Below are 22,276 nucleotides of genomic sequence, written 5' to 3' on the forward strand. Positions count from 1 at the left end.
GCGGCCGATCGGCCGGGGCGAGCGGGTGCTCGACCGGGTTGGTCAGGCCGCGTTCGCCGCGGCTTCGATCCGGATGTGCTCGCGGCGGCGCAGCCGGGCGGCGTCCAGCAGCATACGGGCCGCCCATCGGTAGACGTTCCGGCGGCGGACGAGGTCGCGCATCATCAGCATCCGCTCGCGCTGCTCGGTCGCGGTCATCCTCAGGGCGGCGTCGAACGCCTTCGCCATCCCCTGGGTGTCGTAGGGGTTCACGATCAGCGCCTCCGACAGCTCCTGCGCGGCGCCGGCGAACGTCGAGAGGATGAGGACGCCGTGCTCGTCGTCGCGCGCGGCGACGAACTCCTTGGCGACGAGGTTCATCCCGTCGTGCAGGCTCGACACGACGCACATGTCGGCGGCGCGGAACAGCTCGAAGATCTCGTTCGGCTCGTGGTGGCGCACGATCAGCAGGATCGGCTTGTAGCCGTCGTCGCCATGGCGGGCGTTGACCTCCTCGGCGAGGCGCTCGGCCTCGACGTGGAGGGCGCTGTAGGCGTCGAGCTTGCCGCGCGTCGGCGCCGCGACCTGGATGAACGTGAGCTTGCGGCGCCATTCCGGCTGCCGCGTGAGCAGATTGTCGACCGCGCGGATGCGGTCGAGGATGCCCTTGGTGTAGTCGAAGCGCTCGATGCCGACGGCGACGCGCATCTCGGGATCGAGCCCGTGTCGCCGGCGCACCGCCGCGCGGCACTCGTTCACCGACGCCTGCGAGGCCAGCGCCGCGGGCGGCCACTCGATCGAGATCGGATAGGGCCGGACCGTCGTCTCGCCGCCGCCGAGCGCGACCGAGGCGCGCTCGCGGTCGATCCGGCTCTCCATGAAGCGGTCGACCGCCTCGAGGAAATTGTTGCAGTGGAGCTGGGTGTGGAAGCCGAGGATCGTGCTGCCCAGCAGGCCGTCGATGATCGCTTCCCGCCACGGACAGATGCTGAACGTCTCGGCGTTGGGCCAAGGGATGTGCCAGAAGGTAAGGATGGTCGCCCGCGGCAGCCGCTCGCGGATCATGCGGGGCAGCAGCGCGAAGTGGTAGTCTTGGACGAGCACGACGGGGTCGTCGCAGCCCGCCTCCTCGACCACCGCGTCGGCGAACCGCCGGTTGACCGCGACGTAGCGGGCCCAGTCCTCATCGCGGAAGACGGGCCGCACGAAGGCGATGTGGCAGAGCGGCCAGAGCCCCTCGTTGGCGGCGCCGTAATAGTAGCCGTCCTGCTCGTCGTCCGACAACCAGACGCGGCGCAAAGTGTACGCCGGCGCCGCCGGAGGCACGCCCAGACGGTCGTGGGCGTCGACCGTCTCGCGGTCGGCCGTGCCGCTGCCGTGCGCGATCCAGGTCCCACCGCAGGCGCGCATCACCGGCTCCAGCGCGGCCACTAAGCCGCTGGCGGGCACCTGGAGCGCGACGCCGCCGGCGTCGGCGCGGTTGTGGATGTAGGGTTCGCGGTTCGACACGACGAGCACCTTGGTGTCCGGCAGCTCGTCGGCCAGCAGCCTGTGCAGGGTGCGCGGCGACCACTCGACGTGGAATCCGTCGTCGGCGTTGCGGTCCTCCCGGATCTCGTCGAGCAGGGCGCGCATCTCGCGGCCGACGGGGAAGTCGTCGCGCGGCTTCGCCGGACCGCCGGCTTGGTCGCGCGCCTCGGCGATGGCGCGCCGGATCGAGCGTGTCCATGCGCGCATCAGGGCGACGATGGTCACCGTCGAGAGGAGGCCGAGTCCGACGGCGACGCCGACCAGCGACAGCACCGTGTAGAAGCGCGCCGAGCGCGCCCGCTGTTCGATGAAGGCGAGGTCGTGGACCACGAGCAGATGGCCCGCCGCCGCGCCGACCGCCATCGGAAACACGCTGACGTGGATCCGGCGGTCGCCGGTGGTGAGCGTGGTGAACGTCTCGCCCGGACCACGGGCGAGATCGCCGCAGCCGACCTCCCTAGGCATCAGGCGCGTGGCGTGGCGCAGCGCGCCGTCCGCCGCGCAGAAGCCGAGCGCCGTGAGCCGCTCGTCCTCGGACAGGCGCTCGAAGTATCCGACCGGATCGAACCCAGGGACGACCACCTGGCCGCCCGCGAGATGGGCGCGGACCGAGTGCTGGACGAGGCGCGCCCGCAGTTCGACGTCGCGGCGCGACCACCCCTCGACCATGGTCGAGGCGAGGGGCGCCAGAAGGATGATGAGGAGGAGCGACGCGACGGTCGCGATGGCGACGTACCGCGCGAGCGAACTGCGGAGGAACTCCATGGTCGCGGCGCGCCGCGCCAGACCGGCGGCGGCGATGAAGGGGGACGTGCGGAGTCTCATCGAGCGCCCTCCCAGCCCTTCGACAGACGCATCGCGGCGACGATGATGCCGACCATCGAGTAGGTCTGCGGGAAGTTGCCCCACAGCTCGCCGGTCGCCGGATCGATGTCCTCCGACAGCAGGCCGACGTGGTTCCGCCGCGCCAGAAGCGCCTCGAAGATCCGGCGGGCCTCCTCGAGCCGTCCGACGGCGGCGAGCGCGTCGACGTACCAGAACGTGCAGATCGTGAACGACACGGAGGGCGCGCCGAAATCGTCGGGGGCGGCGTAGCGCAGCAGGTAGCCGTTACGACCGAGACGCCGGCCGACCACGTCGACGGTGGCCACGAAGCGCTCGTCCGAGGCGGAGACGATGCCGAACTCGTGCATCAGCAGCACGCTGGCGTCGATCTCATCGGAGTCGAGGCTGCCCGTGAAGCAGCCCAGATCTGGGTTCCAGGCGCGCGCGAGGATCGTCTCGCGCAACGCGTCGGCGGCGTCGCGCCAGTGGGCGGCGCGCGCGCCGAGCCCGAGCTTCGTGGCGATCCGCGCCAGGCGGTCGCAGGCGACCCACGACATGGCCGCCGAATGGGTGTGGATCCGGGCGCGGCCGCGGTACTCCCAGATGCCCGCGTCGGGCATCAGCGCCCGCTCGAGAGCGCTCGCGCCGAGCGGCTCCAGCATCTCGAACAACGCCTGGCCGCCCATGTCCGGCAGGCGTTCGTCGACGAACATCTGCGACGCGGCCAGGAGGACGCTGCCGTAGACGTCGTGCTGCACCTGCTCGGCGGCGGCGTTGCCGACGCGGACGGGGCCGTGTCCGCGGTAGCCGCGCAGCGCCGGCGCGACGCGCTCGTCGAGCCGCGATTCCGGCACCACCGCGTAGACCGGCTTCAGGTCGGGTCCGCGCTCCATGGCGATGACGTTGGTGACGTACTCGATGAAGCGTTCCATCGTGCGCGTCGCGCCCACCCTGTTGAGCGCGTGCACGGTGAAGAACGCGTCTCGGATCCAGCAATAGCGGTAGTCCCAGTTGCGCGGCGTGTCCGGCGCCTCCGGGATCGAGGTGGTGAGCGCCGCGACGATGGCGCCGGTCTCCTCGAAGCTGCACAGCTTCAGGGTGATGGCGGCGCGGATCACCGCCTCCTGCCATTCGTACGGGACGTTCAGATTGCGCACCCAGTCGCGCCAGTGCTCGCGCGTCAGATCGTGGAACTCGCGCCCGACGCGGGCGATGGAATCAGGCAGCGTCTCGTCGGCGTGGACGACGAACGTCACCGGCCGGGCGAGCACGAAGGCGCTCTCGCCGGCGACGTAGCTGACCGGCGCGTCGGTGGTCAGGCGGATCGAACCGGCGTCGCTGACATAGCGCATGTGGTTGCTGCCCGGCACGGCCGTCGCGTGGACGGCGCCGTAGTCCATCCGTGGACGCATCCGGACACGGATGCGGCACAGCCCAGAGAGCGGCTCGACGCGGCGCACGATCGCCGGCGGCCGGTACGTCCGGCCGTGCTGCTGGAAGCGCGGCGCGAAATCGGTGATCGCGAAGGACGCGCCCGTCGACGAGGTGACCACCGTCCGCACGATCGCCGTGTTGCGCTCGTACGTCTGCTCCGTCGTCGATTCCTCGTCGAAGCCGATGGAAAAGTAGCCGCCCGCCGGATCGTCGCCGTCGACGAGGGCGCAGAAAACGGGGTCGCCGTCGATGCGCGGCCAGCAGGCCCAGACGAAGGTGCCGCGGCGGTCGAGCAGCGCCGCGATGTTGCCGTTGCCGATGACCGCGAGATCGAGGGATGGCCTTGGGATCATGCCGGGAGCCTCGCCGCGAGCGCCGCCAGCCACGACCGCACGGCCGACGGACCGTTGAAATCGCTATCCGCCGCCGCGAACAACTCGCCGGCGACCCGCAGCGCGCCGCCGCCGAGGCGTCGGGCCGCGTCGAACGCGGAGAGGTCCGAGAAATCGTCGCCAATCATAAGCGGACGCCGCCCTGCGAACGGCGCGAGCCGCGACAGCGTCTCCAGCGCCGTGCCCTTGGACACGTGCTTCGGGACGATCTCGATGACCTTCCGGCCGGCGCAGAGGATCAGATGGTCGGGCCCGTCGGCGAGGATGCGGCGCAGCGCGGACTCGACCATGGGCTCGGCGGCGGGGGCCAGCCTGTAGTGGACGGCGATGGAGCAGGGCTTCTGTTCGATGACGATCCCCGGCGCGATATCCTCGAGCCGGCGCACGGCGTCGCGCACCGCGCCGTCCAGCGGCGCCGCGAGATCCACCGGTTCCCGACCGCGTTCCGTGCGGATCTCGGCGCCGTGCACGCCCGCGACGAGAAGGGTCGACGGCGCGAGAAGGCGGTCGATATCCGACACCGGGCGGCCCGTGATGATCGCCAACGCCCCGCCGAGGCCCGTCTGAAGGCGTTGGAGGAGCGGCACCAGACCGTCCGGGACGCGGACCGCGTCGGGAGTCGGCGCGATATCGATCAACGTGCCGTCGAGGTCGAGGAACAAAGCGCAGTCGAGTGCGTCTTCGAACCGCATCGACATTAACTTTGGGTCCAGGGCCGGCGGGCGCAAGGTCGGGCCGCCGCGTCGGCATGAATCGGCGTTTATCCGGATTGCCGGGCGCGGGCCCGCCGCGCCGTCGGGTTCCGGCGCCACAGCGGCTTCGTCGCTTCCAGCAGCAGGAACACGACGACGCCGGCGGCGAGCGTCACGGCGAGGTCGTCGGCGTGCAGCGGACCGAAGCGGAAGAGGTCGCGCGCCCACGCCCACAGCAGCGTGACCGCCAGCAGCGCGGCGACGGCCGACAGGACCCAGACGAGAGCGGGATTCGGGCGGATCAACGCGGTGACCGGGGACGCGCTGAACGAGCGGTTGACGAAGATCAGGCTGATGATCGTCAGCACGAGCGAGAAGAACGTCAGAGCGCGGACCTCCGACTCGGGCATGCCGCGCTGCAGGGCGGCGAGGAATATCCCGGCGACGAGCGCCAGCGCGAGCATCCCCTGCGAGAGGCTCCACGCGATCAACCGGGCGGGGAAGAGGGGTTCGTCGGGTGACCTCGGCGGGCGCCGCATCACGTCCTCCTCCTCGGTCTCGGCCTCGAACACCAGCGAGCAGACAGGATCGATCACCATCTCGAGGAACGCGATGTGCATCGGGCCCGAACAGGAGCGGCAGCCCGAACAGGAGCGGCAGCAGCGCCAGCCCGGCGATCGGCACGTGGACGGCGAAGATGAACCCCATCGCCTTGCGCAGATTGTCGTAGATCCGTCGCCCCAGCAGAATCGACTTCACGATCGAGCCGAAATCGTCGTCGAGCAGCACGATGGACGACGCCTCGCGCGCCACGTCGGTGCCGCGCCCGCCCATGGCGATGCCGATATGCGCCGCCTTCAGCGACGGCGCGTCGTTGACGCCGTCGCCGGTCATGGCGACGATCTCGCCGTTCGCCTTCAACGCCTCGACGATGCGCAGCTTCTGTTCCGGCATGATGCGCGCGAACACCGTCGTCGCGCGCACCCGCTCGCGTAGAGCGGCGTCGTCCAGTGCCGCCAGCTCGTCGCCGGTCGCCACGTCCCGGCCCTCGATGCCGGCCTGCCGCGCGATGGCGCGCGCCGTCGCCGGATAGTCGCCGGTGATCATCACCACCCGGATGCCGGCCGAGCGGCAGTCCGCCACCGCCGCCGGCACGCTCGCGCGCAGCGGATCGGCCAGCCCGGCGAGGCCGACGAACTCGAACGCGAAGTCGCGCGGCGAGTCGGGCAAGGCCGTCCCGGTGAACGACGCGCGGGCCACGCCCAGCACGCGCAACCCTTCGGCGGCCATCGAATCCACGGTCGTGGTCAGCGCGGCGGCCGCCGCGGCGTCGAGACGGCACAGATCGGCGATGGCCTCCGGCGCGCCCTTGGCCGCGACGACGATGCCCTCGGCGCCAGCGGCCGGCCGCCACGCCTGCGTCATGGCGAGGAGGTCCGGCCGCAGGCCGTAGGCGCGTTCGAGCGTCCACCCGGCGTCCGGCATGCGCCCGGTCCCGGCGGGCTCCGCGCCGCCGAGCGCGTGGAACGCCTTGTCCATGGGATCGAACGGTTCGCGCGCGCTGGCGAGCAGGCCGGCCGCGGCGATGTCGTGGAATCCCGCCGCGAGTGTCGCGCCTGATGCGTCGGTGAGCCGGAGGATCCCGCCGCCGGCGGGTCGCAGCTCGGCGATCCTCATCCGGTTCTCGGTCAGCGTGCCGGTCTTGTCCGTGCACAGCACGGTCGCGGATCCGAGCGTCTCGATGGCGGCGGCGCGCCGCGTCAGGACCCGCGCGCGCGAAATGCGCCAGGCGCCCATCGCCATGAAGATGGTGAGCACCACCGGGAACTCTTCCGGGAGCATCGACATGCCCAGCGCGATGCCGGCCAGCACCGCGTCGAGCCAGCCGCCCCTCAGGGTGCCGTAGAGCAGGACGGCGAGGACGCTCACGGCGCCGCCGCCGGCGGTGCACGCCCACACCAGCCGGCGCGTCTGCGCCCGCAGCCGCGGCGGCTCCGTCTCCAGGGCGCCCAGCGACTGGCCGATCCTGCCGATCTCGCTGCGCGCGCCGGTCGCCGTCACCTCGCCGGTCCCCGTGCCCCGCACGATCAGCGATCCGGAGAAGACGAACGGCAGGTCGTCGCCGCCCGGTCGGGGGGCCTCCGATGGAGCGACTCCGGCGCGGGCGGCTTTGCGCACGGGTACGGACTCTCCCGTCAGCAGCGATTCGTCGGTCTGCAGGTCGTGGGCGTCGACGAGGACGGCGTCGGCCGGCACGCGGTCGCCTTCCGCGAGGACGACGATGTCGCCGCGCACGACGTCGCGGCCGGCGATGCGCTTGCGCTCGCCGTCGCGCACGACCAGGGCGCGCGGGCTGGTGAGGTCGCGCAGCGCCTCGAGCACCTTTTCGGTGCGCGTCTCCTGGATCACGGTGATGGCGACCGAGAGGACCGCGAAGCCGAGCAGGATGACGGCGTCCTTCGGCTCTCCGAGCGCGAGGTAGATGGCGCCGCCGCCCAGCAGCAGCGCCAGCATCGGCTCGCGCAGGACCTCGAGCACGATGCGCAGCGGCGTGCGCTTGTCCGGCCGCGGCAGCTCGTTGGGTCCTTCGGCCCGCAGGCGGGCGCGGGCCTCCTCATCGCGGAGGCCGCGTGGAAGCCCCGTCGATGGCGCCGCGCCGGGCATGTCGGTCGTCCGATTCCTGTTGCCGAAACGCGATGGGCGGCCCGCGGGCCGCCCAGGATGGAGCGCCCGATGGCCGCCACGGCCACCGGGAGGGACGGCGGCGCTACTCCGCCGCCATCTTCGGGGTCGCCGCGTCGATCGCGGCCGACAGGCGCGGCGGCGACAGCGGCAGGTCGACGACGCGCACGCCGGTGGCGCGGGCGACGGCGTTGCCGACGGTCGCCAGCGGCGGAACGATCGGCACCTCGCCGACGCCGCGCACGCCGTAGGGATGGTGCGGGTTGGGCACCTCCACGACGATGGTCTCGATCATCGGCAGGTCCGACGCCACCGGGATGCGGTAGTCGAGGAAGCCGGCGTTATCGAGTCTGCCCTTGGCGTTGTAGATGTACTCCTCGTTCAGCGCCCAGCCGATGCCCTGCACGGCGCCGCCCTGCATCTGGCCCTCGACGTAGCTGGGATGGATCGCTGTGCCGACGTCCTGCACCGCGGTGTAGCGGTCGATGGTGACGATGCCGGTGTCGCGGTCGACCGCGAGGTCGCAGATGTGCACGCCGAAGCCGGGTCCGGCGCCCTGCGCGTTGAGCTGGGCGTGGCCGTTGATCGGGCCGCCGGTCTTGCCGGCGGTGGCCGCCAGCTGGGCCAGCGACAGCGGGTCGAACTCGCCGACGTTGCTGCTCGCCGGCTTGGCCATGCCGTCCTCCCAGACCACGCCCTCGGGATCGACGCCCCAGGTCTTGGCGGCGCGGATCTTGAGGTCGCGGATCATGTCCTTGACCGAGTTCACCACCGCCAGGCCGGTGGCGAAGGTCACGCGGCTGCCGCCGGTGACGAAGTTGAACCCGATCGAGGCGGTGTCGGCGACGATCGGACGGACCTTGTCGTAGTCGACGCCGAGCTCCTCGGCCGCCATCATGGCGAGCGAGGCGCGCGAGCCGCCGATGTCGGGGTTGCCCGAGATGATCGTGACCGTGCCGTCCTCGGCGACGTGGGCGGCGGCGCTGGAATCGGCGCCGACGTTGAACCAGAAGCCGGCCGCGACGCCGCGCGCCATGCCCGGCTTGACCTTGCTCTTGTAGTGGGCGGAGTTCTTCGCCGCCTCGAGGCACTCGACGAAGCCGATGACGTCGAAGGTCGGGCCGTAGCTGGTCTTGGTGCCCTTCTTCGCCGCGTTCTTCAGGCGCAGGTCGATCGGATCCATGCGCAGCTCCTGCGCCAGGATGTCGAGCGTCGATTCGACGCCCCACGCCGTGATCGGCGCGCCGGGCGCGCGGTAGGCCGCGACCTTGGGCCGGTTGCTGACGACGTCGTAGCCCGTGACCTTGATGTTCGGGATGTCGTAGCAGGCGAAGCTGGTCCAGCACGCCGGTCCCAGCGGCGAGCCGGGGAAGGCGCCGGCCTGCAGCGCGACGGTGCACTCGGCGGCGACGATGGTGCCGTCGCGCTTGGCGCCGATCTTGACCTTGACGGTGCCGCCGGGGGCGGGGCCCGAGGCGCGGAACACGTCCTCGCGGCTCATCACCATCTTCACGGGCTTGCCGGATTTGCGCGACAGCAGCACCGCGATCGGCTCGAGGTAGACCACCGTCTTCCCGCCGAAGCCGCCGCCGATCTCGGTCGGCACGACGCGGATCTGCGAGGTCTCGATGTTGAGCAGGCGGCTGACGAAGCCGCGCACCTGGAAGTGGCCCTGGGTGCTGGCCCAGATCTGCACCTGGCCGTCCTCGGCGGCGCTGGCCAGCGTCGCGTGCGGCTCGATGTAGCCCTGGTGCACGGCCTGGGTGGTGTAGTCGCGCTCGACGACGACCTCGGCCTGGGCGAAGCCGGCGGCGGTGTCGCCCTTGGCGTTGTCCATGCGCTTGGCGATGTTCGACGCCTTGGTCGGCGCCGGCTTGACGCCTTCGGTGAAGAGGTGGTCATGCAGGACGGGGGCGCCGTCCTTCATCGCCTCGTCGACGTCGATGACGTGCGGCAGCACCTCGTAGTCGACCTTGATCAGGGCGAGCGCCGCCTTGGCGACGGCCTCCGTGGTGGCGGCGACGGCGGCGACGGGATGGCTCTCGAACAGGACCTTCTCGCGCGCCATGACGCCGCGCGTGATGTCGCGCAGGTTCACCTGCATCTCGCCGGTCGGGACGATCATGTTGGGCTGGTCGGGGAAGTCCTTCGACGTCACAACCGCCTTCACGCCCGGCAGCGCCTCGGCCGCCGAGGTGTCGATCGACCTGATGATGGCGTGGGCGTGCGGGCTACGCAGCACCTTGCCGACGAGCTGGCCGGGCATGTTGAAGTCGGCGCCGAAACGGGCGCGTCCGGTCACCTTGTCGGCGCCGTCCGGGCGGTCGGGACGCGTGCCGATCCACTTGTAGACTGGCTTGCTCATCGCGCTGTCTCCCTCATGTCGGCGGCCACTTCCATGACCGCGCGGATGATCTTGTCGTAGCCGGTGCAGCGGCAGAGGTTGCCGGCGAGCCAGTACCTCACCTCGGTCTCGGTCGGGTTCTTGTTGCGCGCCAGCAGCGCCCGCGCGGCGACGAGGACGCCGGGCGTGCAGATGCCGCACTGGAGCGCCGCGAACTCGACGAACTTCTTCTGCAGGGCGTGGAGCTGGTCGCCCTTGGCCATGCCCTCGATGGTCTCGATGCGCTTGCCCTCGGCCTCCGGCGCCAGCACGAGGCAGCTGCACACCAGCCGGTCGTCGATCGTGACGCTGCACGCGCCGCAGTCGCCCGAGCCGCAGCCCTCCTTGGTGCCGGTCAGGCCGAGCTGGTCGCGCAGCACGTCGAGGACGGTCTGCGAGGCGTCGCACAGGAACTCGACCGGCTCGCCGTTGATGGTGGTGGTGACGTGCGTCTTAGCCATGGTTAGCGCCCTCCCGCGCGTTCGGCCGCGATGGCCGTGGCGCGCTTCAGAAGAACGCCGGCGATCTTGGTTCGGTAGACGATGGTGCCGCGCTTGTCGTCGATCGGTTTGCAGGCGGCGCGGCAGGCGGCGGCGGCGGCCTCCAGCGCCTTGTCGTCGAGCTTGGAGCCGACCAGCGCCTTGCCGGCGGCCTCGACCAGCAGCACGGTCGGCGCCACGGCGCCGAGGCCGACGCGGGCGGCGACGCAGACGCCGTCCTTCATCGTCAGGCTGACGCCGCAGCCGACGACCGCGATGTCCATCTCGGTGCGCGGGATCAGCCGCAGATAGGCGTCGCCCGACCCGGCGGGACGCGCCGGCAAAGTGATGCTGACGACGATCTCGCCCGGCTCGAGCGTGGTGCGGCCCGGTCCGGCGTGGATCTTCTCAACCGGCACCTCGCGGCGCCCCTTCGGTCCTTGGATCGTGACCGTCGCGTCGGCGGCGACCAGCGCCGGCACGCTGTCGGCGGCGGGCGAGGCGTTGCACAGATTGCCGCCGGCCGAGGCGCGGCCCTGGATCTGCTTGGAGCCGATCAGGTTGATGGCCTCGACCACGCCCGGCCACGCCTTCTTGAGCGCGGCGTGCTCGCCGATGACGGCGCCCGACACTGCCGCGCCGATCCGGAACGACCCGGCCTTCTCCTCGATCGTCGTCATCTCGGCGATCTTCTTGACGTCGACGATGGAGGTCGCCTTGAGCACGCCGGCGCGAAGCTGCACCAGCAGATCTGTGCCGCCGGCCAGGATGCGGCCGGCGCCCTTGGCGGCGACCATCGCCCCCACGGCTTCGTCCAGCGTGCTTGGCGCGCTGTAGCTTAGATCGGTCATCTTTGGTTCCCGTTGGTGTTTCCGGTCCCCGACGGCTCCCGTTGATCCGGGAGTCCGGTCTGGATCGCCGCCACTATGGCGGCTCGCGCGGGGCCCTGCAAACCGCGTTTTCGGGACGCCGCCGTTCGGGAATTGCCGTTTCGGCGGGCCGAGGTCAGGATCGGCGTCCCGCAACGCACAGGCAGGGGCGCGCGATCATGAAGGCCTTCGTCAACGCCACCGACACGTTCAAGGAACTGGCGGGCATCTATCTCGCCTTCGTCGGCGTCGCCGCCGTCGTGTTCCATTTCGCCGAGGACAAGCCGCTGCTCGACTCGCTGTGGTGGGCGTTCGTGACGGCGATGACCGTCGGCTACGGCGATTTCGCGCCGGTCACGCTGATCGGACGCATCAACGGCGTGATCCTGATGCACGTCGCGCCCTTGATCATCATCCCGCTGGTGGTCGCGCGCCTGCTCGACAAGGTGATGGTCGACCACGACGCGTTCACCCACCACGAGCAGGAGGCCCTGAAGGCCGAGATCGCGGCCATGCGCGGCGACCTCGCCGAGCTCAAGGCGGCGCTGCTGGCCAAGGCCGCCGAGCGGTAGCGGCCGCGCGGGTTGCCTCAGATGATGGTTCAGGTTAAGTTAAAGTGATTTCACAGAATTGATTGTTCGAAGGTTTCGAAACATGCATATGCCGTTGATGAGGCAGGAGAATCTCGCTGCGACCTCGATGCGCGACGCGCCGATCGACCCAGGCTGGATTCTGGCTGGCGAACCCCGCGCACGGGTCGCGTCGCTGTCACGGCACACCGACGACACGGCGTGGACCGACCTGTGGGATTGCACCGCCGGCGCGTTCGAGTGGCGCTACGATGTCGATGAGACGATCCATGTTGTCGACGGCGCCGCCGAGCTGACCGATGATTCCGGCCGGACCTGGTCGCTGCGGGCGGGCGACGTGGCGTCGTTCCGTGCCGGCAGCCGGGTCCGCTGGGTCATCCCCGACTACGTCCGCAAGGTCGCCTTCTGCCAGCACCGCGTGCCGCGGCCGCTGGTGCCGTTGATGACGGTGGATCGCCGGCTACGTGAGCGGCCGCGCTGGCGCCAAGCCGCCGCGACGATGGCGGGGATGCTGACCGCCGCGACCGCCGTCGCGCTGGTCGTCGACTAGCGCCGTTCCATCATCAGCCGGATTTGCGGACCGCTCATCGCGGCCCCATGTTGACGTCGTAGGCCGCGCGGGACGGCGGCCGTCGACGGGAGCGTCATGACCGACACGCGGATCGAGACCGACTCGCTGGGCGAGGTGGCGGTGCCGGCGTCGCGCTACTGGGGCGCCCAGACGCAGCGCAGCCTGGAGAATTTCCGGATCGGCGGCGAGCGCATGCCGGCGGCGCTGATCGCCGCGCTGGGCGTGCAGAAGAAGGCCGCCGCGCTGGCCAACCATGAACTGGGCCTTCTGCCGGCGGATCTCGCCGGCGCCATCGTGGCCGCCACCGACGAGGTGGTCGACGGCCGGCTCGCCGACGAGTTCCCGCTTGCCGTCTGGCAAACCGGCTCCGGCACGCAGACCAACATGAACGCCAACGAGGTGATCGCCAACCGCGCCTGCGAGCTGCTGGGCGCGCCGCGCGGCCGCAAGAGCCCGGTGCATCCCAACGACCACGTCAATCTCGGCCAGTCCTCGAACGATTCGATCCCCACGGCGATGCACATCGCCGCCGCGCGCGAGGTCGAGGGACGGCTGAAGCCGGCGCTGCGCGAGTTGCGTGACACGATCGCCGCGCGCGCGACGGCGTTCGCGGACATCGTGAAGATCGGCCGCACGCATCTGCAGGACGCCACCCCGGTGACGCTGGGGCAGGAGTTCGGCGGCTGGGCGCGCCAGGTCGCGCTGGGGATCGAACGGCTCGACGCCGCGATGCCGCGCGTCATGGAATTGGCGCAGGGCGGCACCGCCGTCGGCACCGGCCTCAACGCCGATCCGCGCTTCCCGGCGCTGTTCGCCGCCAAGACCGCCGAACTCACCGGCCTGCCGTTCCGTCCGGCGGTGGATTTCTTCGAGGCGCTCGGGGGCAACGACGCGCTGGTCGAGTTGTCGGGCGCGCTCAACACCATCGCGGTCTCGCTGCACAAGATCGCCAACGACGTGCGCCTGCTCGGCTCCGGCCCGCGCGCCGGTCTGGGCGAGCTGCGGCTGCCGGAGAACGAGCCCGGCTCGTCGATCATGCCCGGCAAGGTCAACCCGACCCAGGCCGAGGCGTTGACGATGGTCGCGGCCCGCGTCATCGGCAACCACGTCACGGTGACGTTCGCCGGCGCGAGCGGACACCTCCAGCTCAACGTCTACAAGCCGGTGATCGCCGACGCCGTGCTGCAGTCGATCCGGCTGCTGGCCGACGCCGCGGAGAGCTTCGCGCGCAACTGCGTCGCCGGCATCGAGCCCGACCTCGGGCGCATCGACGAATTGCTGCGGCGCTCGCTGATGCTGGTGACGGCGCTCAACCCCCATATCGGCTACGACAAGGCCGCCAAGATCGCGCGCGCCGCCCATATCGGCGGCCTCTCGCTGCGCGACGCCGCCATCGCCTCGGGCTTCGTGACCGCCGCGCAGTTCGACGCCTGGGTGGTGCCGTCCGACATGACCGGGCCGGCGCGCGAGGGGTGAGGTCGCCGCTTACCCACATTGGCCGCGCGCCGGACGGCGGATAGCATCGCGTCGGCGGGCGGCGGTATCTGGTTCGACGAAGCCCCTCACCCCGGCCCTCTCCCCCTCGTCAGGGGGAGAGGGGGGCATGAACGCGCTTCGCGGCGCGTTCTTCCTCCTTCTCCCCCTCGTTGGGGGGAGAGGGGGTATGAACACGCTTCGCGGCGCGTTCTTCCTCCTTCTCCCCCTCGTCGGGGCGGAAGGGGGGATGAACGCGCTTCGCGGCGGGTTCTTCCTCCCTCTCCCCGCGCAGGCGGGGAGAGGGTCGGGGTGAGGGGCTTCCTGCCCGCCGGGGAATGCGAAGCGATAGGGGGGGGAGACGGCATGGCCGAGGTGCTCAGCGACATCGAGATCGCGCGGCGGGCGACGCCGCGTCGGCTGGTCGAGGTGGCGGCGAAGATCGGGATCGGCGACGACGCGCTGGAGCCCTACGGACGCACCAAGGCGAAGGTCGACCTCGCCGCGCTGCCCGGCCTCGCGGCGGCGAAGCCGGGCCATCTGATCCTCGTCACCGCGATCAATCCCACGGCGGCGGGCGAGGGCAAGACCACCACCACGATCGGGCTGGGCGACGCGCTCAACCGCATCGGCAAGCGCACGGCGATCGCGCTGCGCGAGCCCAGCCTCGGGCCGTGCTTCGGCCAGAAGGGCGGCGCCACCGGCGGCGGCTACGCCCAGGTCGTGCCGATGGCCGAGATCAACCTCCACTTCACCGGCGATTTCCACGCCATCACCACGGCGCCCAACCTGCTCGCGGCGATGCTGGACAACCACGTCTACTGGGGCAACGCGCTGGGCATCGATTCGCGGCGCGTGTTCTGGCCGCGCGCCATGGACATGAACGACCGCGCGCTGCGCGACGTCGTGCTCAGCCTCGGCGGCGTCGCCAACGGCTTCCCGCGGCAGGGCCGGTTCGACATCACCACGGCGTCCGAGGTGATGGCCATCCTCTGCCTGGCGCGCGACCTGAAGGACCTCGAGGCGCGGCTGGCGCGCATCGTCGTCGCCGAGACCCGCGACGGCAGGATGGTGACCGCCGGCGACCTGAAGGCCGCGCCGGCGATGGCCGCGATCCTCAAGGACGCCGCCAAGCCCAACCTCGTGCAGACGCTCGAGGGCAATCCGGTGCTGGTCCATGGCGGCCCCTTCGCCAACATCGCGCACGGCTGCAACTCGCTCATCGCGACCCGCGCGGCGCTGGGGCTGGCCGACTACGTCGTCACCGAGGCCGGCTTCGGCGCCGATCTCGGGGCCGAGAAGTTCCTCGATATCAAGTGCCGCGTCGGCGGCCTGAAGCCGGCGCTCGCCGTGGTGGTGGCGACGGTGCGGGCGTTGAAGCTGCACGGCGGCGCCGACGCCAAGGCGCTGGGCGCCGAGAACCTCGACGCCGTCGCCAAGGGTCTCCCCAACCTGCTGCGCCACGTCGAGAACCTGGCCAAGTTCGGCCTGCCGGTGCTGGTCGGCATCAACCGCTTCACCTCGGACACGCCCGCCGAGCTGGCGCTGATCGAGGCCAAATGCGCCGAGGCCGGCGCCAAGGCGATCCTGTGCGAGCACTGGGCGAAGGGCGGGGAGGGCGCCGAGGCGCTGGCGCGCGAGGCCGTCGCCGTGATCGACAAGGGCGCCGCGAAATTCGCGCCGCTCTATCCCGACGACATGCCGCTGCTCGACAAGATCGGCGTCGTCGCGCGCGAGGTCTACCGCGCCGCCGGCGTCGCGCCGACCGCGGCGGTGCGCAACCGCGCCGCCGCGCTGGAGGCGGCCGGCTTCGGCAAGCTGCCGGTGTGCATCGCCAAGACGCAGTACAGCTTCGCCGCCGACCCGGCGCTGCGCGGCGCGCCGACCGGCCACACCCTGCCGATCCGCGAGCTGCGGCTCTCGGCCGGCGCCGGCTTCGTGGTCGCGCTGGCCGGCGACATCATGACCATGCCCGGCTTGCCGCGGGTGCCGGCCGCCGAGCGCATCCACCTGATGGCCGACGGCGAGATCGACGGCATCTTCTAAGCGCGGACCGACGCGGAGCGGCGCGATGGCGACGCTGGTGGCGATGTGCGGTTTGGCGTTCTCCGGCAAATCGACCATCGCGCGGCTTCTGGCCGACGCGCTCGACGCGCCGAGGATCAGCCTCGACGCGATCAACGAGGAGCGTGGTCTCGACGGCGGCGCCGGCATTCCCGACGCCGAATGGGAGGCGACCAGCCGGATCGCCGTCACGCGCCTGCGCGCCGCGCTCGCGGCCGGCCGGCACGCCGTGCTCGACGACACGCTCTCGCACCGCTTCCTGCGCGACCGCTACCGCGCCGTCGCGGCGGAGGCGGGCGCGGCCTTCGCGTTGGTGTTCGTCGACACGCCGCTGGACGAGATCCGGCGCCGGCGTCGGCTCAACGACGCCGAGCGTGGTCGTCCGACGATCGCCGACACCGTATTCGACCACCACGCGGCGCGCTTCGAGCGTCCCGCCGACGACGAGATCGCGATCCGCATCGCGGGCGCGGCCGACATCGACTCGCTGCTCGCCAACCCGTCCCGCGCGCTCGTCGCCCGCTAAAGCGAATCGGCTGCCGGTGCGCTCAGACCGGTCCAGCCGCTCCGGACCCCACTGTCATCCCGAGCGCCGCGAGGGATCCAGGCGCCGCCCCTGGATCCCTCGCGGCGCTCGGGATGACAGTGGTGCGCCGTTCGCGACAACGGTGGTGGGGTGTCGGAGAACGCCGGTCGGTGTGCTGCGACGGAGCGACCAGCGCGCCGTCGATCAATTCGCCTTGAACGCGTGCGCCTTGAGCGCCTCCAGCGGCACGATGCCCAGGGTCGCGCGGTGGGTCGCTTCGAGGATCACGGCGGGGGCGGCGTCGGCCTCCCACGCCTCGCGCCAGCGCGCCGCGCACAGGCACCAGCGGTCGCCCGGCTTCAGCCCGGCGAAGCCGAAGCGCGGCATCGGCGTCGAGAGGTCGTTGCCGGCCGCCTTCGAGAAGGCGAGGAACGCCTCGGTCATCACGGCGCAGACCGTGTGCAGGCCGGTGTCCTCGCGGCCGGTGTTGCAGCAGCCGTCGCGGAAGAAGCCGGTCAGCGGCTCGGCCGAGCACGGCGCCAGCGGCCCGCCCAGCACGTTGATCGAGGGGGCGCGGCCGTCGCCGCCGCGGCGGTCGGGCGTCTGGTCGAACATCGGATACTCCCTGCTGCCCCGTCGCATGCACCCGCCGCCGGTCCGGCGCAAGCTGGACCGGTCGGCCGCTGGCGGTCGGGCGCAAGCCCGACCGATCCCCGCCGCCGGTCGCGCGCAAGCCGGACCGGTCGGCCGCTGGCGGCCGGCGGCGCGGCGCGACCTGGTTCCCTTGCCGCCGCGCGCCGAAATGCCCCCTTCCGGCGCCGCCGCGGCGCTGGTAGATAACCGCGCGACGAAAAGGGCTTCCGCGCGCGGGAGCGTCCGAGGGATCGGGGCGTAGCTCAGCCTGGTAGAGCGCTTGCCTTGGGCGCAAGAGGCCGTCGGTTCGAATCCGGCCGCCCCGACCATCCCGCGGGCGCCGCGCCGGCACAGGAAACGGGTCTGGAACGATGCAGGTCAGGATCTTCAAACCCGCCAAGACCGCGATGCAGTCCGGCGTCGGCAACGCCCAGGAGTGGGTGATCGAGAGCGAGCCGGAGGCGGTCGAGACCGATCCCCTCATGGGCTGGACCAGTTCGCGCGACATGATGGGCCAGGTGCGCCTGACCTTCGCCACGAAGGACGAGGCGGTGGCCTACGCCACGAAGAAGGGCTGGCTGTACACCGTCTCCGAGCCCAAGGCGCGCGCCGTGCGGCCCAAGGCCTACGCCGACAATTTCGCCTTCGGCCGGGTCGGCCGCTGGACGCACTGACCTCGCCGCCGGCGCGCCGAGGCGCCGCCGGTGTGGTATCCTGCGGCCGCGCGGGCGCCCGTAGCTCAGTGGATAGAGCAACCGCCTTCTAAGCGGTAGGTCGCAGGTTCGATCCCTGCCGGGCGCGCCATCAGCCCAACTCGCACGGAATTTTCGTGGCCATATCCGATCCCGCCGCCGTCGCGGCCGAACTGCTGACGGTGCGCGATTTCCTGCGCTACGCCGTCAGCCGCTTCAACGCCGCCGGCATCGCCTACGGCCACGGCACCGGCGGCGCGCTGGACGAGGCGGCGTTCCTGATCCTCGAGACCCTGCGCCTGCCGATCGACCAGCTCGATCCGTTCCTCGACGCGCGCCTCACCGCGCCGGAGCGGTTGCGCCTGGCGGAGGTGGTCGAAGCGCGGGTCGCCACCCGCAAACCCGCCGCCTATCTGACGGGACGCGCCTACATCCAGGGCGTGCCGTTCCATGTCGACGAGCGGGTGATCGTGCCGCGCTCGTTCATCGGCGAGCTGCTGTTCTCCGACCTGATCGGCGGCGAGGGCTTCGCGCTGGTCGAGGATCCCGACGCCGTGGGCCGCGTGCTCGATCTCTGCACCGGCTCGGGATGCCTGGCGATCCTCGCGGCGCGGGTGTTCCCCAACGCGCGGATCGACGCCGTCGAGCTGTCGCCGGACGCCGCCGCCGTCGCGCGCCGCAATATCGACGAGAGCGGCGAGGGCGGGCGCATCGAGCTGCTCCAGGGCGACCTGTTCGCGCCGGTGGCGGGGCGGCGCTACGATCTGATCCTGACCAACCCGCCCTATGTCGACGCCGCGGCGATGGCGGCGCTGCCGCCGGAGTACCGGCACGAGCCGGCGATGGCGCTGGCCGGCGGCGACGATGGGCTGGACATCGTGCGGCGCATCCTCGCGGCGGCGCCCGGTCATCTGACGCCCGACGGCGGCCTGCTGTGCGAGATCGGCACCGGTCGCGAGATCCTCGAGGCCGAGCATCCCCACTGGCCGTTCTTCTGGCCGGACACCGCCGAGAGCGCCGGCGAGGTGTTCTGGCTCACGGCCGCCGCGATGCGGCCCGCGCCCGCGAAGGCGAAGCGGCGGACGCCGCGGCCGGCCTGATCAGCGCGGCGGCTTGGCGGAACGGCGGCGCAGCAGCGGATTGAGCCAGCGGCCCACCGGCCCGGTGAGCACGATCGACGCCTCGGACACCGCGAGGCAGACGCACGCCTCGACACCGTCGACGGCGGGGCGGTGGTCCAGCGACGCGTCGGCGACGCAGATGTCGCCGGCGGCGTAGCGGCGCTCGCCGTCGTTGAACGCGCCGGAGATCACCAGGGTGTATTCGACGCCCTCGTGGGTGTGGCGCGGAATCGCCCGGCCGGCGCCGATCCGCATCAGCGCGGCGTTGTGGCGCCCGTCGCGCAGGGGCAGCGCGATCTCCTCGACGCCGGGCATGACGCGGCTCCACGCCGCGCCCTCGGGCACGTAGGCGCGCACCGCCGGCGGCAGCCCGGCGAGCGGACCGGGCGCCGCGTCCGGAGCGGCCGCCTCGTCCGCGTCGTCGAGCCGGGCCAGGACCGCGGCGAGCGCGCCGTCATCCATCGGCGCGGCGGGGGTCGCGGCCAGCATCGCGCCGCCGACCGCCTCGAGATCGGCGACCAGCTCCAGCGATTCGGGTGCGAGCGACAGATGGCAGGCGACGACGAGGGCCGGTCCCTCCGGCAGGGCCCCGGTCGCGTAGTCCAGCAGCATCTCCGCCGGCGCGGGGTGCGACGTCATGCGTGGTCTCCGTGTAACGCCGACCGCAGCCGCGCGAGGGCGAGGCGGATCCGCGACTTGACCGTGCCCATCGGCAGGCCGAGCTCGGCGGCGATCTCGAGATGGGTCTTGTCCTCGAAGTAGGCCTTCTGGAGCACGGCGGCCTGCTCGGGCGGCAGCCGCGGCAGCGCCTCCCGCAGCCGGTCGTGCGACTGCGCCGTGATCGCGGCGTCCTCGGCCGCCGGCTCATGGTCGTCGGCGAACAGCGCCAGCTCGTCGGCGTCCTGCGGCGGCCGGCCGTCGCGGCGGAACATGTCGATCCGCTTGTTGCGCGCGATGGTGAACACCCAGGTCGACGCCGCCGCCTTGCGGCGGTCGAATGTCGCCGCCCGCCGCCACACCGCGATCATCGTCTCCTGCGCGACCTCCTGGGCGGCGTCGGGATCGGCGCCGCCGCGCATGGTGAAGGCCTTGATCCTGGGGGCGAAGAAGCGGAACAGCTCGCCGAAGGCCGCCCGGTCGCGCCGGACGACGGCGGCGATCAGCTCGCACGCCCAAGGGTCGCCGCCGGGCTCGAGCCCCTCACGACGCTGCGGCGCGCGTCCATCGTCCATGCGGTGGATCCCGATTCCGGCCCACGCGCGCGGCGCGCGGATGAAGCCGACGGCTCCGACCATAGCGACGACGCTCCTGGGTTCGCAATCGCTCATTTACGTCCGCGCGCGCGCTCCGGATCACCGGCCGCCGCCGGCGCGGGAACCGGCGTTCCGCCGCGGCGTTGACCGGACGGGCGTGCGACGGCGCCGCGTGATCCGCCGCCGCCGGACGCCCGTAGAACCGCCAGCCGCACCAATGGAGGACGCACCATGCGCGCAACGACACGCCGCGGCCTCGCCGCGATGATCGCGTCGGTCGCCGCCGCCCCGTCGTGGGCGGTCGTACCGCCGTCGCGGCGCATCGCGTTCGACGTCGTGCGACGTGGCTCGCGCATCGGCGCGCACACCATCGATTTCCGCGACGAGGCCGGCGCGCTGGTCGTCGACATCGCGCTCGACATCGTCGTGCGCGCCGGGCCGATCGCGGTGTTCCGCTATCGGCACCGCGCGACCGAACGCTGGCGCGACGGTGCGTTCCTGTCCCTGGTCTCCCGCACCGACGACGACGGCACGGCCGCGTTCGCGAACGTCGAGCGCCGCGCCGACGGGCTTCTGGCCGTCGAAGGATCGAAGTCCGGCCGCGTGACCGCGCCGGCCGCCGCGCTTCCGGCCACCCACTGGAACTACCGGCAGCTCTCGGCGCCGATGATCAACCCGCAGCACGGCGAGGTGCTGACGCCGGCCGTGCTCGATCGCGGCGAGGAGACGCTGGCGGACGGCGCGGCGCGGCGCGCGCCCGGCGGTTCGCGATCACCGGGCCGGCGCCGCTCGATCTCTGGTACGACGAGGCGCGGATCTGGCGCGCGCTCGCGTTCAAGGCGCAGGACGGCTCGGCCGTCACCTACGTCGCGGTCTAGCGCGGCGTCAGCCCGCCGTCAGCGCCTCGTCGAGCGAGCGGTGGAAGTCGTGCAGGCCGGGCTCGTTGCGGCCGAACACGACGTGGCTCTGCGCGCCGCTTGAGAAGCCCTGCTGGATCGTGCGCGCCATCGGGAAGTCCTCGGCGTGCACGGTGCCGCGCACGATGTCCCAGTTCTTGTTCCACTTCGCGCGGTCGGAGTCGGTGACCGTCTTCTCCGGGCTCAGCAGCCACAGCCGCACGACGCAGCGGTTGGGGTCGTCGCCGTCGGGCACGGCGGTCCAGAACTCGACGTGGTCGCGCTGCCACACCACGACGGCGTTGGGGAACACGCGGTGGATGCCGACGATGTGGCCGGCGACGTCGCGCTCGGCCGACGGCGTGTCGGCGAGCGCCGCCAGGAACGTCATCCGCGGCGCCACGAAGCGGCCATGCCGTCCCAGCCGCTCGTAGATGCCGCCGCGCCCCTCGATGAACCGCCCCACGGTCCTCGAGTGCAGGTAGGGCACGTGGTAGAGTTCGAGGAAGGTGTCGACCACCAGCTTCCAGTTCAACGCCTCGCCGAAGCGCTCGAAGCGGAACACGCCGGCCTCGGCGATTCTCATTTCCGCCAGCACCGGCCCGATGGGGCCGAGGAACGCATCGATGTCGATCGGCGGTCCGGCGGTCGGCGTCACCCAGACCAGCCCGTGGCGTTCCGCGACCGGCAGCGCGACCAATCCCGACGCGGCGCGGTCGAGATTCGGGAACCCCTCGGCGCCGGGCACGTGGCGCAGGGCGCCGTCGCCACCGTAGACCCAGGAGTGGAACTTGCAGGTGAAGGTCGGGCGGCGGCCGCATTCCTCGTCGACCACGCGGCAACCGCGGTGGCGGCAGACGTTGTGGAACGCCTTGAGGGTTCCGTCGCTCTGGCGCGTCAGCAGGATCGACAGGCCGTCGATGTCGACGACGCGGAAATCGCCGGGCGACTCCATCTCGCTCGACGCCGCCACGATCAGCGGCGTGCGCCGGAACAACGTCGCGCGCTCGCGGGCGGCGTGGGCGGGATCGATGTAGTGCGCGACCGGCTGGCGGTACTCGCGCCGCTCGAGCTGGGTGGTGTCGGCCTTGAGCATGGCGATCATGCGATCGCCCCAGGCGGCTTGGGTCGCGGTGTCCATGGCGGTGTCCTCTGGCCATTCTTCTAACCGACCAATCGGTCGGTTTCCAGC

18 protein-coding genes, 2 tRNA genes and 1 pseudogene are annotated in these 22,276 nt (G+C 71.7%); 10 read left to right on the forward strand and 11 right to left on the reverse strand.

Annotated elements, in window-relative coordinates; translation table 11 throughout:
* Nucleotides 1-42: 42 nt before the first annotated feature.
* The 7 genes and pseudogenes from IPK81_22605 to IPK81_22635 all read right to left on the reverse strand — a co-directional run bounded on the left by IPK81_22605 (nt 43) and on the right by IPK81_22635 (nt 11,247).
* Nucleotides 43-2,274 (reverse strand): trehalose-6-phosphate synthase, encoded by a 2,232-nt coding sequence (locus tag IPK81_22605; GenBank protein ID QQS15224.1) that lies wholly within the window; start codon nt 2,272-2,274, stop codon nt 43-45.
* A gap of 56 nt (nt 2,275-2,330) precedes the next feature.
* Nucleotides 2,331-4,121: a glycoside hydrolase family 15 protein gene (locus IPK81_22610; protein ID QQS12259.1), complete on the reverse strand. Its 1,791-nt coding sequence runs from the start codon at nt 4,119-4,121 to the stop codon at nt 2,331-2,333.
* Nucleotides 4,118-4,852, reverse strand: coding sequence for a trehalose-phosphatase (otsB, locus tag IPK81_22615; GenBank protein QQS12260.1), 735 nt, complete (start codon nt 4,850-4,852; stop codon nt 4,118-4,120). Before otsB ends, IPK81_22610 begins: the two co-directional genes overlap by 4 nt.
* 68 nt (nt 4,853-4,920) lie before the next feature.
* Nucleotides 4,921-7,516 (reverse strand): annotated as a pseudogene (locus IPK81_22620) (cation-translocating P-type ATPase).
* Nucleotides 7,517-7,619: 103 nt separating this feature from the next.
* Entirely contained in the window at nt 7,620-9,899 is a 2,280-nt protein-coding gene (locus tag IPK81_22625) for a xanthine dehydrogenase family protein molybdopterin-binding subunit (protein ID QQS12261.1), read from the reverse strand.
* Nucleotides 9,896-10,378, reverse strand: coding sequence for a (2Fe-2S)-binding protein (locus tag IPK81_22630; GenBank protein QQS12262.1), 483 nt, complete (start codon nt 10,376-10,378; stop codon nt 9,896-9,898). Before IPK81_22630 ends, IPK81_22625 begins: the two co-directional genes overlap by 4 nt.
* 2 nt (nt 10,379-10,380) lie before the next feature.
* Nucleotides 10,381-11,247 carry a xanthine dehydrogenase family protein subunit M gene (locus IPK81_22635; protein QQS12263.1) on the reverse strand — a complete coding sequence of 289 codons (867 nt, stop codon included), beginning with the start codon at nt 11,245-11,247 and terminating at the stop codon, nt 10,381-10,383.
* A gap of 197 nt (nt 11,248-11,444) precedes the next feature.
* On the opposite strand from IPK81_22635, the gene IPK81_22640 reads away from it, so the two are divergent.
* From IPK81_22640 to IPK81_22660, 5 genes are all read left to right on the forward strand, one after another.
* On the forward strand, nt 11,445-11,837 hold the full coding sequence (locus tag IPK81_22640; GenBank protein ID QQS12264.1) for a two pore domain potassium channel family protein: 393 nt from the start codon (nt 11,445-11,447) through the stop codon (nt 11,835-11,837).
* 88 nt (nt 11,838-11,925) lie between these two features.
* Complete coding sequence (locus tag IPK81_22645) at nt 11,926-12,405, forward strand: DUF861 domain-containing protein (protein ID QQS12265.1); 480 nt, start codon at nt 11,926-11,928, stop codon at nt 12,403-12,405.
* 96 nt (nt 12,406-12,501) lie between these two features.
* Complete coding sequence (gene fumC, locus IPK81_22650; protein QQS12266.1) at nt 12,502-13,902, forward strand: class II fumarate hydratase; 1,401 nt, start codon at nt 12,502-12,504, stop codon at nt 13,900-13,902.
* 363 nt (nt 13,903-14,265) lie between these two features.
* Nucleotides 14,266-15,945 carry a formate--tetrahydrofolate ligase gene (locus tag IPK81_22655; GenBank protein QQS12267.1) on the forward strand — a complete coding sequence of 560 codons (1,680 nt, stop codon included), beginning with the start codon at nt 14,266-14,268 and terminating at the stop codon, nt 15,943-15,945.
* Between the two features lie 25 nt (nt 15,946-15,970).
* On the forward strand, nt 15,971-16,489 hold the full coding sequence (locus IPK81_22660) for an AAA family ATPase (GenBank protein ID QQS12268.1): 519 nt from the start codon (nt 15,971-15,973) through the stop codon (nt 16,487-16,489).
* Nucleotides 16,490-16,693: 204 nt separating this feature from the next.
* Here IPK81_22660 and IPK81_22665 read toward each other — a convergent pair whose 3' ends face one another.
* A complete protein-coding gene (locus IPK81_22665; protein ID QQS12269.1) occupies nt 16,694-17,104 on the reverse strand; it encodes a DUF2237 domain-containing protein in 411 nt (136 codons plus the stop codon).
* A gap of 270 nt (nt 17,105-17,374) precedes the next feature.
* On the opposite strand from IPK81_22665, the gene IPK81_22670 reads away from it, so the two are divergent.
* The 4 genes from IPK81_22670 to prmB all read left to right on the forward strand — a co-directional run bounded on the left by IPK81_22670 (nt 17,375) and on the right by prmB (nt 18,914).
* Nucleotides 17,375-17,451 (forward strand) — tRNA-Pro (locus IPK81_22670).
* 42 nt (nt 17,452-17,493) lie between these two features.
* Nucleotides 17,494-17,796, forward strand: a complete 303-nt coding sequence (locus tag IPK81_22675; protein ID QQS12270.1) for an ETC complex I subunit — start codon at nt 17,494-17,496, stop codon at nt 17,794-17,796.
* Between the two features lie 54 nt (nt 17,797-17,850).
* Nucleotides 17,851-17,926: transfer RNA gene (locus tag IPK81_22680), tRNA-Arg, on the forward strand.
* A 31-nt stretch (nt 17,927-17,957) separates the two neighbouring features.
* Nucleotides 17,958-18,914 carry a 50S ribosomal protein L3 N(5)-glutamine methyltransferase gene (prmB, locus tag IPK81_22685; protein QQS15225.1) on the forward strand — a complete coding sequence of 319 codons (957 nt, stop codon included), beginning with the start codon at nt 17,958-17,960 and terminating at the stop codon, nt 18,912-18,914.
* Here the strand turns inward: prmB and IPK81_22690 are convergent, their stop codons facing one another.
* Together IPK81_22690 and IPK81_22695 are read right to left on the reverse strand one after the other, a co-directional pair.
* Nucleotides 18,915-19,574 carry a cupin domain-containing protein gene (locus tag IPK81_22690; GenBank protein ID QQS12271.1) on the reverse strand — a complete coding sequence of 220 codons (660 nt, stop codon included), beginning with the start codon at nt 19,572-19,574 and terminating at the stop codon, nt 18,915-18,917.
* Nucleotides 19,571-20,167 (reverse strand): sigma-70 family RNA polymerase sigma factor, encoded by a 597-nt coding sequence (locus tag IPK81_22695; protein QQS15226.1) that lies wholly within the window; start codon nt 20,165-20,167, stop codon nt 19,571-19,573. Before IPK81_22695 ends, IPK81_22690 begins: the two co-directional genes overlap by 4 nt.
* A gap of 252 nt (nt 20,168-20,419) precedes the next feature.
* Here IPK81_22695 and IPK81_22700 point away from each other — a divergent pair, with 252 nt between their 5' ends.
* Complete coding sequence (locus tag IPK81_22700) at nt 20,420-21,169, forward strand: hypothetical protein (protein QQS12272.1); 750 nt, start codon at nt 20,420-20,422, stop codon at nt 21,167-21,169.
* Here the strand turns inward: IPK81_22700 and IPK81_22705 are convergent.
* A complete protein-coding gene (locus tag IPK81_22705) occupies nt 21,074-22,225 on the reverse strand; it encodes an aromatic ring-hydroxylating dioxygenase subunit alpha (GenBank protein QQS12273.1) in 1,152 nt (383 codons plus the stop codon). The genes IPK81_22700 and IPK81_22705 overlap by 96 nt on opposite strands.
* Nucleotides 22,226-22,276: the final 51 nt, after the last annotated feature.

The organism is Rhodospirillales bacterium (assembly GCA_016699855.1).
GTDB lineage: Bacteria > Pseudomonadota > Alphaproteobacteria > Reyranellales > Reyranellaceae.